We start from the raw sequence: 14697 nt of genomic DNA, 5'->3' as shown, positions 1-14697 counted from the left end.
CTACTCGAGCCCGAGGCTCGTCTGTGCCGGCTGAGCAGCCCGGGCCGACTCCGCGCCACGGGACAGGTCAGTCCAGGCCACGACGAGCGCGTTGTATGCCCGGGCCTCGTCGGTCCAGCCCTTGCGCTCGACGACGTGGTACATGCGGTAGGCAAGGTCGCGGGCGGTGTCACCAAGCCCGCCGAGGCGCGCAAGGAGGTCGCCCGCAGCCGCCTCGCCATGGGTCAGCAGCACGTGAACGAGCCTCTGCGTCGCCTCCCAAACCGGAATGCGTGCGTCCGTTGCCGGGTCCCAGTTCGGGCTGTACTCGTCGCGAGCCAGGAGGCGTACGCGTCCGCGCGAGGCCACCACGATACCGGCCTCGACCAGGCCAGCGACCGACGTGTTCTTGGCCTTCGACAAGGTCTCCGCAGTCCCGTAGGCCGCCTCGTCGAGGCCGAACTGCTCGTACCAGGCGATCGCCCACCGGGTGTCCGCGTCGAACTCGCCCTCTTGCTCTGCAAGCAGCTCATCGAGGACCTGGTTAATGAGAGCGAGCGCGGTGCGGACCCGCATCGCCGAGCCATCAGGCTCGAGAACCCTTGCGTAGCGGCTGAAGATCGCCATTCCCGGCCCAATCGACGACTGAGCGAGGTCCACCGGCGCGATGTTGCCGTGCTGGAGCGTACGCAGCGCCTCGGGCATCTCGCGCTTCATGCTCGCAACGAAATCCTTGCGGGTCGTGACGCCAGCGTCGCTCGAACGTGGGCGGCAGACCAGGACGATGGAGGATGCCAGGGTGTTGGAATCCATTGCCCGGAGGCGTGTCTCGCCCTCAGTTCTCATTGGCCAAGTACCGCCGATCTCCATGCCGGACTCAATCAACCCCGTGAGCATAGTTTCCCACCCGGTCGATGAATTCGGCCTTCCCTCCGGGTCATCGCTGGCCTCGTCCGCCTGCTTGAAGGCGTAGAACAACGCCATCGGGTAATCGTGGGCGAGGCGAGACGCTAGCGTTCGGAAGACGTCCACCATGCCGCGTTCGAAGTACTTATGCGCCTCCTGCCTGCCGCCCAATCGGAAAGGATCAGCTACGAGCTCACCGCTCTTGGGGGTTGTGAGAGTGGAAAACAGGTCTGGGAAGACGTCCGAAAGCGTTGGCCGCAGCCACACGTAGAAGAAGTCGGACAGGTCGGCGTATCCGATGTTGTCGTAGTAGGGCGGATCCGTGACGACCATCGAGACGCGTGCCAGCTGCCGAGCATCCGCCTGTGTCGCGGTCGCAGCGGGGGCCCCGGCCGACCCGGCGAAGGCGGCCGCGAGCGTTCGTGCGACGTATTCGGCGACGACCGTGAATGAACCGGAGCTCGTCCCAAGAGGGTTGCCCTCGGCGAAGTTCCATTGCAGTGGGATCGCCTGAAGGGCAAAGAGGTTTCTAGGACATTGAGCGGCCGGCTCCCAGGGACACAGGGCATTGCCTAGGTCAACCTGCTTGTCCAGCGCAAAGGCGAGGTAGACCGCTACGGCGTCCGCGTATGCGTCACTTCCGCTGCCGCCATCGCGCAGCCTCGCGTCGTCGCTCGTCAGCCCAATCGCTGCCGCGTCACTGGCAACACGCTCCCGCGCCTCTCGAACGAGTTCGCTGAGTGTTGTGAGGGCGACGAGCTGTCGGGGGGTGAAGAGGTCGCGGTGCTTCGTCAACCCGTAGGCTTGGATGCGGAACCCGAGGGCCTGATCGGGCAGGTCCGTCTCAGGAGCCCAAGCTGGCTCTGCCGACCGCGCGATCGACTCATGCTCCCCAGTTGCAGGAACGTAGACCCGCCCTCGCTGGCCTTCCGCGGCGACCGCCATCAGCTGAGCGCCCATCCGCTTCGCCCGGCCCTCTGCGCGAATGTATTCGAGCGGCACCGGCGATTCGCAAACGAGGCAGCGCGCGCCTTGGCGTCCGACAGTGCCGTCGGGCGCCTTCCCGTGAGGTCCACCGATTGCGAACGAGATGCTCCGGTCGGCTCGGTTGATGACCGGGGCCGCCCACGCCTCCTTGCCCTTCTTCTTGCTGAGCTCGAACGAGCGCACCAACGGCATCGTGGCGCCGCAGGCAGGGTTCGGACAGCTAACGGTGCGTGCCCACAGCCATGCGATGACTGGTGCTTCGCCGCCACCGTGTTCTTTCGGCAGGCTGGCCTTCGGGTAGAGGTGGCCGATTCGGCGCTCGGCCTCGTCACGGATCCAGGCGCCGTACCGGCGGACGTCCTCAGCCAGCCCGGCTGCTCCCTCCCACGACCCTGAAGAACCCAAGCCGCGCCGGGTGTCGGGATGGACGGGCGGGCGGTTTGCGAACTTCGGTGGGATCTCGATCAACGCCTTCGTGATGAGAACAGCAACCGGGTTGAGGTCGGACGCGTATGCGGTAAGGCCGAGCCGCTGGGCCTCGAACGGGATGCTTCCGCTGCCACAGAACGGATCGAAAACGGGCGGCGGGTTGCCGTTAGTCGAGCGACGGATCTCCACTCGGGCCTCTTCGAGGACCGCCTCGTTCGCAGTGTTCTCCCACTGCACCAGTCGCCTAATGATCTCGAACAGGCGGGTGCGTTCATCCTCCTGGGACTTTCGCGTCGGGAAGCGGTCGGGGTCCGAGGAGGGGTCGTCGACAATGCTCGCGAACAGCACGGCGCGGCAGGCGGCGAGCGGCCGGCGCGCCCACCAGTGATGCATGTTGGCCGGCCTACCGGTGCGGATCGTCTTTTCGCGTGCCGACGCGACGTTGATCGCCTCGAGCGGGAGAGCGACCTCGATGAGCTTGCGCTTGACGGGCACCGTCACTTCCAGTGCCTGTTGATGTAGTCGGCGATCTTCGGCAGCGGCAGGGCTTCGGACGTGGTTCCGTTACGCACGTAGAACTCGGTGACCTCGCGTGCCTGTTCTTTGACCAGCTCCTTGGTCGTCAGGTACACGGGCCCGTAGCCCGGCGGTACGTCCACAAGGCAGACCGTCCCCCCGTCGAGCTCGACGTATTGCGTCGCGACGTGGGCCGACTCCTCGAGCCCGAGCTGGCTCTTCATCACGACTGCAAGGTACTGCGAGAAGCAGTCGATCACTGACTCGCCCGGCTTCTGCATGACCTTGGTGTCGAGCTCGACACCGCACACGCGGCCTACCGGGTCCACGCCGATCAGCAAGGTTCCGCCCAGCGTGTTCGCGAAGGCGGCGATGGTCTTCGTGACCATCTTGTTCAGCAGGTCGGGCGTGTCGAGGTTGGCCTTCACGTTCCATCGGAGCGTGGACTTGAACTCAATGTTGGGCTTCTCGCCGGCCGCCATGATGGCCCGAACCCGTGCCTCCGTGGCCGGCTCCGGCCAGGTGGCGGCGCCTGAGTCGACGGGCACTCTGGCCAGCCGCACCAGCTTGCGGTCACCTTCGTCGATGCGCACGACGCCAGGAATGCGCCGGACGTAGCCGTACACGGTAGCGGGGATGACGCCCATCTTGGTGGTGACGTACCGGACGACATCGGCGAGCTCGCGCTCCCCGCCCGGAGCGTCTGTCAGGTACGGGATCAGGAGGGCGCCCATCCGGTCAGCGAGTGATTCTTTGCGCGGTGCCCGGCGGGGTCGTGGGTCCTCGGAAACGAGCCTGATCACGGACCGTCCATCGCGCGTGAAGACCTCGAACGAGGCGTGCCGGCGGACAATGGCCGATACACGACTTGGATAGGTGCGCAGCCGCTCAGCAAGCGCTCCGGCCAATTCGTCCATGACTGCCTCTCCGCCGCGCTCCTTGAGGTATTTGATCGCGGCGGTCCTCGCCTGTTCAGCGGGCCCGGCGGATTGGTCGGCAACCTTGGCTCTCCGAGCTTCGGGCCACTCGACTAGCGCCCAGCCCTTGTCGGGCAGCTTCACGAATTCGGAGCGCATCTCCAAGTACATCGTCACCGAGTTCTTGCCTACGGTACGTCGCTCGCGGACGGCCGCGTCGATCTCGGCCGCCGCGAGTGGGTGGCCGGCACGCCGCAGGACCTCCATCATGAGGACGACGATGTTGACGGCCGCGTCGGCGTCGCGGTCGGCGAGTCCCCACTGCCCGCTCTTGCCGATCGCGACGAAGCGATCGTCGCCCGCGAGGTGGTTCGACAGGTTCCGGATCTCCACGGGCTTGTGCCGGTTGCGGGCGTTGATCAGCCGGACGACCTCCGCGAGCTCAACCGGCCCTCCCGCGGCGCTGATGATCCGAAACGCTTGGTCACCGCGGCGGAGAAGAAACTCGAACCGCCCCTGCCAACGCCCGTCCTCCCGGTGCTCCACGAGCGGCGTGAGCGTAACTGCTCGCTCAACCTCGGCGATCGTCACCCGCTTGCCGCCGCCAGCCTTGTTCAGGGCCAGGACGATGTCCGCGGAGCTCAGGGCGCCTGCGTTCTCCTCGGTGAGGTACCGGCCGATGCGGTCCGCCAGCGCGATCCGGGCGCGGGCGTCGTGGTCCGTCGCCGGGGCCCACATCACCGGACGACGATCGGCATCAGCGTCGAATCGGACCATACCCCCGAGCTCGAGCACGAACGCCACCAGGCGATAGTCGCGCCCCTTCTGAGATTGCCCGATGTCGAGTCGCTCAAGCAGCCGCTCCTCAGGCAGAGGGCCGTCCACAGCGGCCAATGTCTCCTTGAGAGACGCGAACAACGGCTCGAGCTCGGGCTCCAGCCGGTAGGTGACACCGTGGAAGCCCCGCGCCCATGCGTCGCCGATACGGCGCATCGCCTTGGCCTCGATCAGCCGCACTGCCTCCCTCGTAACGCCCAGGATTCCGGGCCCGAGCTCCTCCAACGTCTTGGGCTGGGACACGAGACCCTTCCGGCTGTCGATGACCACCCATTCGCGGGCGGGGTCTGCCCCCTTTCGCCGGTCATCGGCGAGAGCTGCCTGCACGATCGCTGGGACGGCGGTCACGAGCTGCGTTATCCCTGGGACGCCGGCCTTCACGGCGTCCGGGACGATCGTGATGCCACGGGCTATCCAGAAACCGCGCCAGTCCACGTCGCCGGCCAAGCAGTGGCCGGCGAGCTGGCGGAGGACCTCGGACGCCGCGCGCCCAGCCCAAGGTCCGAGCGCGCCCCATGCGGTGGGTGCGAGGTATCCGCTGGCAAGCAGATCCCCGACCAGCACTCGCCCGAGCCCGCGCAGGTGGTCCTCAATCTCTCGCCCGAGGTGGAGGGCGTCCACACCCGCCTCGAGCGCGGCCGCCGGCAACTCGATCGTCACGGCATCAGTCATGCCCCCGCCTCGACGACCTCGCCCTGGGCGAGTAGGTCCTTGATCGAGTAGTTCACCGACGTCGAGGCAGGGTCTGGCGCCAGCGAGAAGGGCCGCCGGAGATAGATCGGGTCGGCGACTCGCTCGCCGTCCACGCTGACGATCGCGAGATACCAGCGGTCAGGCACGTTGAGGCACTTCCCAATCTCGTTCCGAGTCACCGTGACGGTCGTGGCGCCCTCTGCTCGGCCCTTCACTTCGATGAGCCGGAGCCGGCCGCCGGGCTCCCGGGACTCTACGTCCCAGCCGTACTTGCGGTCGCCAACGTCTTCGGGGATGCGTCCCATCGCGCGCTCGGCGGCCATGACCGCGGCCATGGCAAGGCGCTCGATCCGTCTGGTTTCGCGGGCGAACAGCTCGGGTTCAGCCGGGGCCCTCCCGGTCAGGCGATCAAGTAGGCCCCGAGGCACGACGATCGCCCCGCCGACGACGACCGGTGGGAGCGCCTGGACCTGCGCTTCAAGCTCCAGCTCGCGCGTCCGGGAACGGAGCCGATCGGCGAGGTCGTCGGCGCGCTGACGGGCGACTCCGCTGGCGAGTCGGGTCTGCTTTCCGGCCCGCTCCTGCTCGCGCAGCCGCGCGTACTGCCCGTCCCAGTAGTTGATCTCGTAGGTCAGGCGGGCGTGGACCTCGCGGCGAGTCCGCTCGATCCGGTCGATGGTCCGCTCGCGGACCTCAGCGAGGTGCGAGCGAGCGAGGCGCTCGATCGCATAGTTGGTGGCGCGGGCCTCCAGCGTCGTGCCGACGAGCCATGTAGCTGCATCGATCGTCGGACCAACGAGGGAACGCTCCTCGTCCGCGCACGGTCGGTAGTCGAGATAGGGCGCTGCTCCGGCGCCGCCGGCATCGACCTCCCCAAGCTCCACGAACTCGAGACGACGGCTCACGACGGTCGGGTGCCCGTCACGTGTGGGTCGTCCGTCGACGATCGCATGCTCCAGGTAGACGAGGGCTCGGATCGAGTCCGACGGGTCGGTCTCGTCGATCAGCAGCGCACCGCGGCGGAGGAGCTCCCGATGGTCCTGAAGGACGAGGTCGATCGTCGCCTCGAGGAGTGGGTGGCCAGGGCAGACGAATTCGGCGAGCGGAAACCCGACGACCGCGATCCGGTCCTTCTCGAACGCGATCCGCTCATACGCGCCGAGGACCCCCGGGCGCATCGCAGCCTCACGGGCTCGATCCCGGATCCGTCCGGGAACCTTCGTCAACTCGTAGCGCCCAGGCTCGCGCTCACGGACCTGGCCGCCGAGACGCTTGTATGCCTGGAGGAAGAAGTCGCGGACGTAGTGGGGCTGGAGGCGATTCGCCTCGGCCCGTTCGAGCTCGTCGCGAACCGCGGCGACCTTGGTCGTATCGAGGAGGTTTGCCCCGATGGCACGGGTGGCAAGGAGCACGCGGAGGTGTTCGACGTCGAGGGCCTCGTCGATGACCCGCGTCATCTGGGTCCGGACCTCGGGGCTGTCACCGTGCCGGATCGCCTCGATGAGGAGCTGCCGGAGCGGCTTGCCTTCGTAGGTGACCTCACCGAGAACGTCAAAGACGGTGCCCCCGAGGGCCTCCGTCTGGACGGCGATCTTCTGGAGCAACCGGGCGTAGACGTCACCTTCGCGGGTCTTATCGGCAACGAGGTTCCACAGGTGGCACGGCTCGGTCTGGCCGATCCGGTGGATCCGCCCGAACCGCTGCTCGATCCGGTTTGGGTTCCAGGGCAGGTCGTAGTTGACCATCAAGTGGGCGCGCTGGAGGTTGATGCCCTCGCCCGCCGCATCGGTCGCGACGAGGACGACGACCGCGGGATCGTTCTTGAAGGCAGATTCTGCAGCACGCCGTTGGTCGCGCGGCAGCCCACCATGGATCGCGACGATCGCCTCCGGCCGCCCGAGGAACGTGCCGATCCGCTCGACGAGATAGTCGAGCGTGTCACGGTGCTCGGTGAACACGATGAGCTTGCGTCGCCCGCCGCCCGCATCGCGCATCTCGGGCGCCTCCTGGAGGAGCGTCGAGAGCTCGGTCCACTTCGTGTCGGTGCCGAGCTTGCGGACGTGTGCGGCGAGGGTTTCCAGCTCCTTGAGCCGTTCGATCTCGAGACGGAGCTCCGCGATGGTGCTGGCGGCGGTGGCGAGATCGACTGCTGTCTCCTCGGCCGCCTCGGCTTCTTCCGCCGTCGCCTCGTCGTCGTCGATCTCTTCGATGTCGGCGATCGTCAAGGCCGTGAGGTCAGGCTGATTGATGCGCGCCTGGGCGCCGTCGCGCCCGACCATCGTCTCGGCGAGCGTTCGCTCCAGGCGGGCAAGACGACGCTTGAGCGACATGTGGATCGCCGCGGGGGATGACGCGAGGCGGCGCTGGAGGACCATCAGGGCGAAGCCGACGATGAGCCCGCGCTTGCCCTCGCCCTCCGCCTTGAGGCGCTCGGCGCGGTTCATCTCCTCGCGGACATACGTCGTGACCTGCTCGTAGAGGGCAGCCTCCGGCCCCGAGAGGTCGTACGGCACCACGTAGGCATAGCGGGGCGGGAAGAGCGCCGTCCCGTCGAACTTGACGAGCTGCTCCTTCATCAACCGGCGCATGAGCTCGCCCGGGTCCGACGCGGGTGGGGCGGCGTCAGAGGCCTTGCGCTTGTGCCCGGCGAACCGGTCCGGGTCGAGCAGGCTCATGAACAGCTCGAAGTCCTCCTCCTTGCCATTGTGCGGCGTGGCGGTGAGGAGGAGAAAGTGCCGGGTATGGGGCCTGACCCGCTCCGCCAGGAGGCGCCGCTTCGTCTTCTTGACCTCGCCCGCGAACAGCTGGGCGGAGAGTTTGTGGGCTTCGTCGAAGACGATGAGGTCCCAGTCGGGGGCGTTGTCGAGGATGAGCTGGAGGTCCTCGTCGCGGCTCAGCTTGTCGAGTCGGGCGATCATCAGGTCCGCGTCGGCGAATGGGTTGCCCGACGCCGAGCCCTCGATCCGGTCACGGGTGAGGAGGGTGAAGTCGAGGTGGAACTTCTCGGCAAGCTCCGCCTGCCACTGCTCGACGAGCGACCCGGGGGTGACGATCAGGCAGCGCCGGAGGTCGCCCCGGACGATGAGCTCGCGGATGAACAGCCCGGTCATGATCGTCTTGCCCGCCCCTGGGTCGTCGGCCAGGAGGAACGAGAGCGGCTGGCGCGGGAGCATCGCCTCGTAGACGGCGGTGATCTGGTGCGGAAGCGGCTCGACGAGGCTCGTGCTGACCGCGACGTACGGGTCGAAGAGGTAGGCGAGGTCGATCCGCTTCGCCTCGGAAGCGAGCTTGAAGGTTTCCCCATCGCCGTCGAAGGCCCAGGGCTTGCCTTCCTCGACGATGCTCAGACGCGGCTCGTCCTCGCGGTAGATCAGGCGCTCGGCCACGGTGCCGTCCGCGGTTCGGTACGTGAGGGTCAGGACTTCGGAACCGTGCCAGGTCACGTCGACGACGGTCACCGGGTTGACTGCGACGACGCCGGCGACGAGGGCGCCCTTGTTCAAGTCTTCGAGGTGGGCGATGGCTGTACTCTCCCTCTCCGGGCCTCGTCACCCGTGGTGCCATCTCGCGCTCAGGTTCGCGGGGCAATCCTGTTGGCGTGAACGATAGCCGACGGGCGTGCCATGTTGGCCGTCAAGGTGACCCCCGCGCCTCGTGACGTCGCCCCGATCCGACACGATGGGAGCCTCGTGTGGAGCGCGGCCCCGGGTAGGGGTCTCCGACAGGAAGCTCAGGCGCTCCTCCGGCGAGCGCTGGGCAATAATGAGGCGATGGACGCTCTCGATCGCTTGCTCGACGATCTGGCCCGAGCTCAGATCGGAACGACGTTCAATCCGTATCGCGACGCCGACCCAGCCCTCGACCGACCAGGTGCGCCAGCGATCCGGCTCGCGAATCTGGCAGGTCACCTTCGAGCTCGCCCGCACCCGGCGCTCCTGCTGGTCGGGGAGGCAGCCGGATACGCGGGCTGTCGCTTCTCTGGGGTGGCCTTCACGTCCGAACGATCGCTCCCGCAGGAGCGCTGGTCGAGCCTTGATCGACGTGGCCACGTCGAGCACTCGGCGTCGATCGTCCATCGCATCCTCGCCGAGCTCGGGCTCGAGGACGACACCATTCTGTGGAACGTATGCCCGACCCATCCCGCCGGATCGACTCCCTTGTCGAACCGGACCCCGACGAGGGATGAACTCGCGGCCGGCCGACCCTTCCTTGTCCGCCTCATGTCGATCCTGCAGCCGGCTCTGGTGGTCGCCGTCGGTCTTCATGCTGGCCACGCCCTGCCGCGCCTAGCGGCCATCCGCCACCCTGCGAACGGCGGTGCGACGGCCTTTCGTGCCGGGCTCGTCGCCGTCGCAGCAACCTCGAACAAACCTGACCGTCGATGACGGCCAGCGGCACAATCGACCCCGGCTCCACGCGGAGCAAGGCGGCGCACGGCCCGAGCACGATGAGCAGGTCGTGACGTTTGGCGGGGGACGATCACCTTAAGAGGGGTCGGCCGGTGAAAGCCTCGGCTTGGGGAGTGGCGGATGACAATCGATGCGATCAGGCGAATGACACCCGAGGAGCTCCGGGCCGCTGTGGATGGCTTCGACCCGCGGTATGTCAGTGACTGGGACGCCTGGCTTGCGGTCGAGCCTCGGGCCAAGGCGAGACTGTTCGGGCAGATCTTGCGCAAGTGGCAAGCGACCCGGCCAAAGACAATGCGTCGGATCAGGTCGGAAGCTCAGCACGGAGCGCCATTCCTTCAGGACTTGCTCGAATTGGCGGCGGAGCCACTCGATAGGCTGGGCGATCTGACGGTGTTGACGGTCGCTCACAGGACGGCGCGGCAGAGCCATGCCCTTGCGGACCTGGGGGCTCTCTTCTCGAGTCTTCCCTCAGACGGAACCGCGTCCTGCGTTGGAATCACCAAAGCGGTTCTCCTCGTGACCGACGGACGGATCGGTCCTGCCTTCGACTCGAACGTCCGCGAGCAGATCGGTGCTGGCCGGCCGGAGACCTGCGCCGCCTGGGTCGAGATCCTGGAGGGCGTGGCTGAAGACCTCGCAGCCTTCGAATCTCGGAACGGTCCGCTGGATCAGGCGGTTTCACCTCCGTTCACGCATCTCGCCTACGGCCGGCTGTACGACATGGCACTCGGACCCCGGCCACGTTCAAGGCAAGGGGCCCTTCGCCGGTCCGGAATGGGCCGCTTGGGGGGACCTCCGGCCAACGACCCTCCGGTCGTTGCCACGGACGTTGCTGGGCGATCTGCGGAGATCCGAAGGAGAGGTCTCGGATCTCCCTCAGCTGGCATGCCGCACGCGACCACGCTTCCTCCGGTCATGCGCGGGACGAGCAATGATGCCGCACCGGTGGTTGACCGGATCAAGCGCGGATTTGAATCGGTGGGGCCAACAGCCCGAATACCCCTCCTCAAGGGAGGCTCTTTCATTGCCTCGATTGCTGAGAACGGAATCACGGTCAGCAACCTCGCCAAACAGCCACTACTGCCCTGGGCTGTGTTTGAAGAAGCAGTCGCCCTCCTCGGGCGCACCGGAGGCCACGCCAGTCGCGGAGACGCCATGAACTGCAAGTTGGGCGACGACGGCCTGTCTCTGGATTCTGTTGAGGGCCACATAGCGGCGAGGGTCTACGGCCAGCGAAAGGGTGACTCCGTGTTCCGGCGGATCACGCCTGTCGCCTGCATCCTCATATGGGCGGGTGTATGCGGACACAGCCCAGGCGAGCTGGTCTTGCTCGGATAGGTCAGGCAACCTTCACGATCCACTGATCGTGTCAGTCTCAGCGGCGCTCGACACCCGATGCTGCCGGCCGTCGACAATCCGATTCAAAGCTGCGGGGCGGGGTCAGCCCTCCACAACGAGCACGTCCGAGGGCTGCCGGACGCGGGGTAGCGGTGATCGCACGAGCAGCAGGATCGAGACCGCCATCCCGGCCCAGCCGATGGCGATCCCGCCGCGCACGCCGATCCAGCCCGCGAGCGTGGCGGCAAGGAGCGCTCCGAGCGGGTAGGCGATCCCGTGCGAGAAGACCTCGAGGGTCGCGTTGACACGCCCGAGGATCCGGTCGGGAATGACCCCCTGGATGAGCGACAACTCGGCCACGCCCTCGATCGTCTGGAGGCCGTCGCCGATCAGCTGAGGGAGGAAGACCATCAGCGCCGCGAGCGGCAGGGGCCCGCCTGCGAGCGGCGTCAATACGCCCACGATCGACGCGCCGGTGGCCGTCCAGATGAGGGCTGGCCCGAAGCCGAGGCGGCCGATCACCCGTGAGGCGAAGAACGAGCCGACGAGCGAGCCGACGCCGCCGGCTGAAATGACGACACCGAGCAGGACCGGGCTGAGGTGCAGGTCCTCGATGAGATAGATCGTGTAGAGGACGCCGTAGAACGAACCGGCGACGTGGGCGATGATCGACCGGAGCGTCAGTGGGACAAGCACCGGGTGCCGGCGGACGAGTTGGAAGCCCTCGAGGATCTCGTGTCGGATGGGTGTGCGCAAGGTTCGAGGTGGGCGCGGCGGCTCGGGGGTACGGATCAGGACCAGCGAGATCACCGAGACGACAAAGGAGATGGCGTCGATGAGGATCGCGAACGGCGCGCCGATCACCTGCACGAGCCCGCCCCCCAGGCCGGGGCCACCGATCTCGGCGAGGGAGGAACTCGTCGCCAGCTTGCTGTTGCCATCAACGACCCGATCGATCCCCACGAGCGACGGCACGTAGGCCGGGTAGGCGGCATCGAAGAGCGCCCCGAGGCAGCCCTCGAGGAAGACGACGACGTACAGCTGCTCGATCCGGAGCACGCCGGCGAGGTACACCCCGGGGATCGAGAACAGCAGCACGGCTCGGATCGCGTCGGCCCAGATGAGCAGCGGCCGACGACGGAGTCGGTCGACCCAGGCGCCGGCAAGGAAGCCGACGAGAAGCACCGCGAGGCTCGCCGAGACGACCAGGAGCGCCATCTCGAGCGGGCCCGCTCCGAGGACCAGCAGGGCGACGAGTGGTACCGCCGTTCGGGTCACCACCGAGCCGAGCTCTGACACTGTTTGCCCAGCCCAGAGCTTCATGAAGTCCGCGTGTCGCCACAGCGATGGGGTCATGGTTCGGTGCGCTCCACTCGACGATCGCGCCGGCAGCCTGATGCGGCGCCGCCCACCACGCTCGCCGCGTTGACATCCATCACGATCGCGGCCGCGCTCCTCAGGTCCCTCTCTGGACCTTCGCTCTACGTGCAGGACCAACGCAGCCGCTGACTGGGGTGGAGGTCAGATCCTACGCGTCAGCGTTCGGGGCGAGCTGCTCAGAGCTCCATACGGACGATCGGGCGGACCGGCGTCGTCCGGCTGAGCTGTCGGCGCGCGACGACGGTGAAGCCGGCTCGCTCGAACATCGAGAGCGTCCCCTTGTAGGCCGTCGCGGACGGGATCCGATCACCGCCGGTGTCGGCCGGGTAGGCCTCGATGGTCGTCGCGCCGTGGGCACGGGCGTGGTCGATGGCGGCATCGAGGAGCGCGCCGGCGAGGCCCTGTCCGCGCTCCCGCCGACCGACCACGAAGCACACGATCGACCAGACCGGACGTTCGTCAAGCGGCGCGAGAGTCGTCGAGTACGCGAGCCGCTCATAGTCCTCGCGTGGTCCCAGACTGACCCAGCCGACGGCCCGGCCGTCCCGGTAGGCGATCAAACCCGGCGCTGGACCGCGATCTGCGAGCTCGCCGAGAAGGGACCGATTCTCGACGGCCGTGGAGTTCGAGAAGCTCCGGCCGCGGGCGCGGAAATAGGCGCACCAGCACCACTTGGGGTCGCCGCCCTGGTCGAAGAGGGTGGCGAGATCGTCGAGCCGCTGCGGCGTGAGCGGCACGATCGTCAGTTGGGACTCGGCTGGCAGCGACGTCGTCACCGGGCGATGGTCGCACGAAGGCACATTGGACGTGTCAGGTTTCGCTCAAACGACCACCGAGGGACGTGCGTGCCGTGTGGATCCTCGCCAACAGTGAGGCATGAACAGACACGATCTCGCCATCGTGGTGGCGTCGAGGCGGCGCTCCTCGTTCGGGGGGGCGTGGCCTGTCGATCCGACCCCGCGCGAATGGCTGGCGCAGGTAGACGGGGGCTATCCGTGGCCAGAGGCGGGGAGTAGACTCCCGCCTGCCGCGATCGCGACGTCGAGCGAGTGCCACCGCTCCTGCGAGATCGGCCGCGAAAGGCCAGCCATGGCTCGGGGTCTCAACGCCACGGTGGTCCGGGCGACGCCGCTGCTGGCCGGACTCGCGATCCTCCTGAGCGCGAGCCTCACCTCCGCAGCGAACCCGCCGCAGGTCCGCATCGAGGCTGGGATCATCGCCGTGTCGACGCGCGACGGACTCGCCCAGATCTGGAGCTTCCACATCGATGGCTCGGGTGGCCGTGCGCTCACCAAGGGCCCGGCCGCCCACTACTCGCCCAAGGTCTCGCCCGATGGGACCCGCATCGCCTACACCGGTGAGGACGGCGGTGGCTACTCCATCTACGCCATGAACATCGATGGCAGCGGGGTCGTTCGGCTGACCCGTCCACCCATGTCGGCGGGGACTCCGGGCTGGTCTCCGGAAGGGAGCCTGATCGCCTTCTCGGGCTCGACTTCGGTGGTTTCGGGCTACCAGATCTGGACGATGAAGCCTGACGGATCGGGCCAGAAACAGCTGACCCACCTGTCCGGCTCGAACGGCTCGCCCGCCTTCGCTCCGGACGGGACCAGGATCGCCTTCGCCAACAGCCGGCTCGGCGCGAACGGTCAGTCCGGGTCGCGGATCTGGACGATGAACGTTGACGGTTCCAACGCCGCGGCCGTCACGGCCGGACCGGACGATGGCTACGTGTCGTGGATCGACGCGACGTGGTTCCTCTTTGCGCGGTCCTCTCCGGATGGCACGAAGTCGCAGGTCTTTCTCAAGACGCTCGGTGGGGGAGAGACGCCCGAGTCGCCGGCGAGCGGTTTTTACACCGAGCCCCAGGCAGGCGCCGATGGCACGAAGTACATCACGACCGGGACAGGCCCCGGAGGAGGGCTCGCGCTGTTCTGGCGCCCGCTCAACGGCGACACCACGCAAGCCGCCTCGATCCCGATCCCGATCACGGTGGGCGGGGACACGTACACCCCCGCGTTGATCTTCGAGGCCGCACCGTCGGCTCCAACTCCATCCGGCGGCGGAGTCGCGCCGTCCGTCCCGGCGAGCCCTGTTGCCGCTGCGCCGAGCGGCGTCGTGTCGATCGCATCGCCGCCGAGTTCCAATGGTGGCCTCTCGCTCAACGGCTGGGAGATCCTCATCGGGGTCGGCATCGTCGCGGTCGCGGCCGGGGGCGTCACCTACTACGTTAAGCCCCGGCCGAGGAAGAAGCGGCTCAACAAGGCCTGTATCGAGGATTGCGCGTGGTGCCGACTGGCGCG

The 14697-nt window shown here is 67.5% G+C and carries 8 protein-coding genes; 3 read left to right on the top strand and 5 right to left on the bottom strand.

The window, feature by feature from the left end:
• The 3 genes from IVW53_13105 to IVW53_13095 are packed head-to-tail and all read right to left on the bottom strand — an operon-like array spanning window position 1 to window position 8785.
• Window positions 1-2796 carry a DUF1156 domain-containing protein gene (locus IVW53_13105; protein ID MBF6606505.1) on the bottom strand — a complete coding sequence of 932 codons (2796 nt, stop codon included), beginning with the start codon at window positions 2794-2796 and terminating at the stop codon, window positions 1-3.
• Between the two features lie 2 nt (window positions 2797-2798).
• Window positions 2799-5219: a putative DNA binding domain-containing protein gene (locus IVW53_13100; protein ID MBF6606504.1), complete on the bottom strand. Its 2421-nt coding sequence runs from the start codon at window positions 5217-5219 to the stop codon at window positions 2799-2801.
• Window positions 5220-5239: 20 nt separating this feature from the next.
• Complete coding sequence (locus tag IVW53_13095) at window positions 5240-8785, bottom strand: DUF3883 domain-containing protein (GenBank protein MBF6606503.1); 3546 nt, start codon at window positions 8783-8785, stop codon at window positions 5240-5242.
• A 249-nt stretch (window positions 8786-9034) separates the two neighbouring features.
• Here IVW53_13095 and IVW53_13090 point away from each other — a divergent pair, with 249 nt between their 5' ends.
• Together IVW53_13090 and IVW53_13085 are read left to right on the top strand one after the other, a co-directional pair.
• Complete coding sequence (locus IVW53_13090) at window positions 9035-9649, top strand: uracil-DNA glycosylase (protein ID MBF6606502.1); 615 nt, start codon at window positions 9035-9037, stop codon at window positions 9647-9649.
• Window positions 9650-9793: 144 nt separating this feature from the next.
• The gene (locus tag IVW53_13085; GenBank protein MBF6606501.1) at window positions 9794-11014 is read left to right on the top strand and encodes a hypothetical protein; all 1221 of its coding nucleotides are present in this window, start codon (window positions 9794-9796) and stop codon (window positions 11012-11014) included.
• A gap of 102 nt (window positions 11015-11116) precedes the next feature.
• Here the strand turns inward: IVW53_13085 and IVW53_13080 are convergent, their stop codons facing one another.
• Window positions 11117-12370 (bottom strand): MFS transporter, encoded by a 1254-nt coding sequence (locus IVW53_13080; protein MBF6606500.1) that lies wholly within the window; start codon window positions 12368-12370, stop codon window positions 11117-11119.
• 200 nt (window positions 12371-12570) lie between these two features.
• Complete coding sequence (locus tag IVW53_13075) at window positions 12571-13140, bottom strand: GNAT family N-acetyltransferase (GenBank protein ID MBF6606499.1); 570 nt, start codon at window positions 13138-13140, stop codon at window positions 12571-12573.
• Window positions 13141-13483: 343 nt separating this feature from the next.
• On the opposite strand from IVW53_13075, the gene IVW53_13070 reads away from it, so the two are divergent.
• The coding region (locus IVW53_13070) for a PD40 domain-containing protein (GenBank protein MBF6606498.1) at window positions 13484-14697 on the top strand (1214 nt) is incomplete at its 3' end.

This window comes from Chloroflexota bacterium (genome assembly GCA_015478725.1).
Taxonomy (GTDB): domain Bacteria; phylum Chloroflexota; class Limnocylindria; order Limnocylindrales; family CSP1-4; genus C-114.
The sequence above is the reverse complement of the archived record's forward strand: the minus strand, read 5'-3'. Positions and strand labels throughout refer to the sequence as shown.

Coding starts and splice junctions, on each gene's coding strand:
- IVW53_13090 (MBF6606502.1), top strand. CDS start 9,035: ATGGACGCTCTCGATCGCTTGCTCGACGATCTGGCCCGAGCTCAGATC.
- IVW53_13085 (MBF6606501.1), top strand. CDS start 9,794: ATGACAATCGATGCGATCAGGCGAATGACACCCGAGGAGCTCCGGGCC.
- IVW53_13080 (MBF6606500.1), bottom strand. CDS start 12,370: ATGACCCCATCGCTGTGGCGACACGCGGACTTCATGAAGCTCTGGGCT.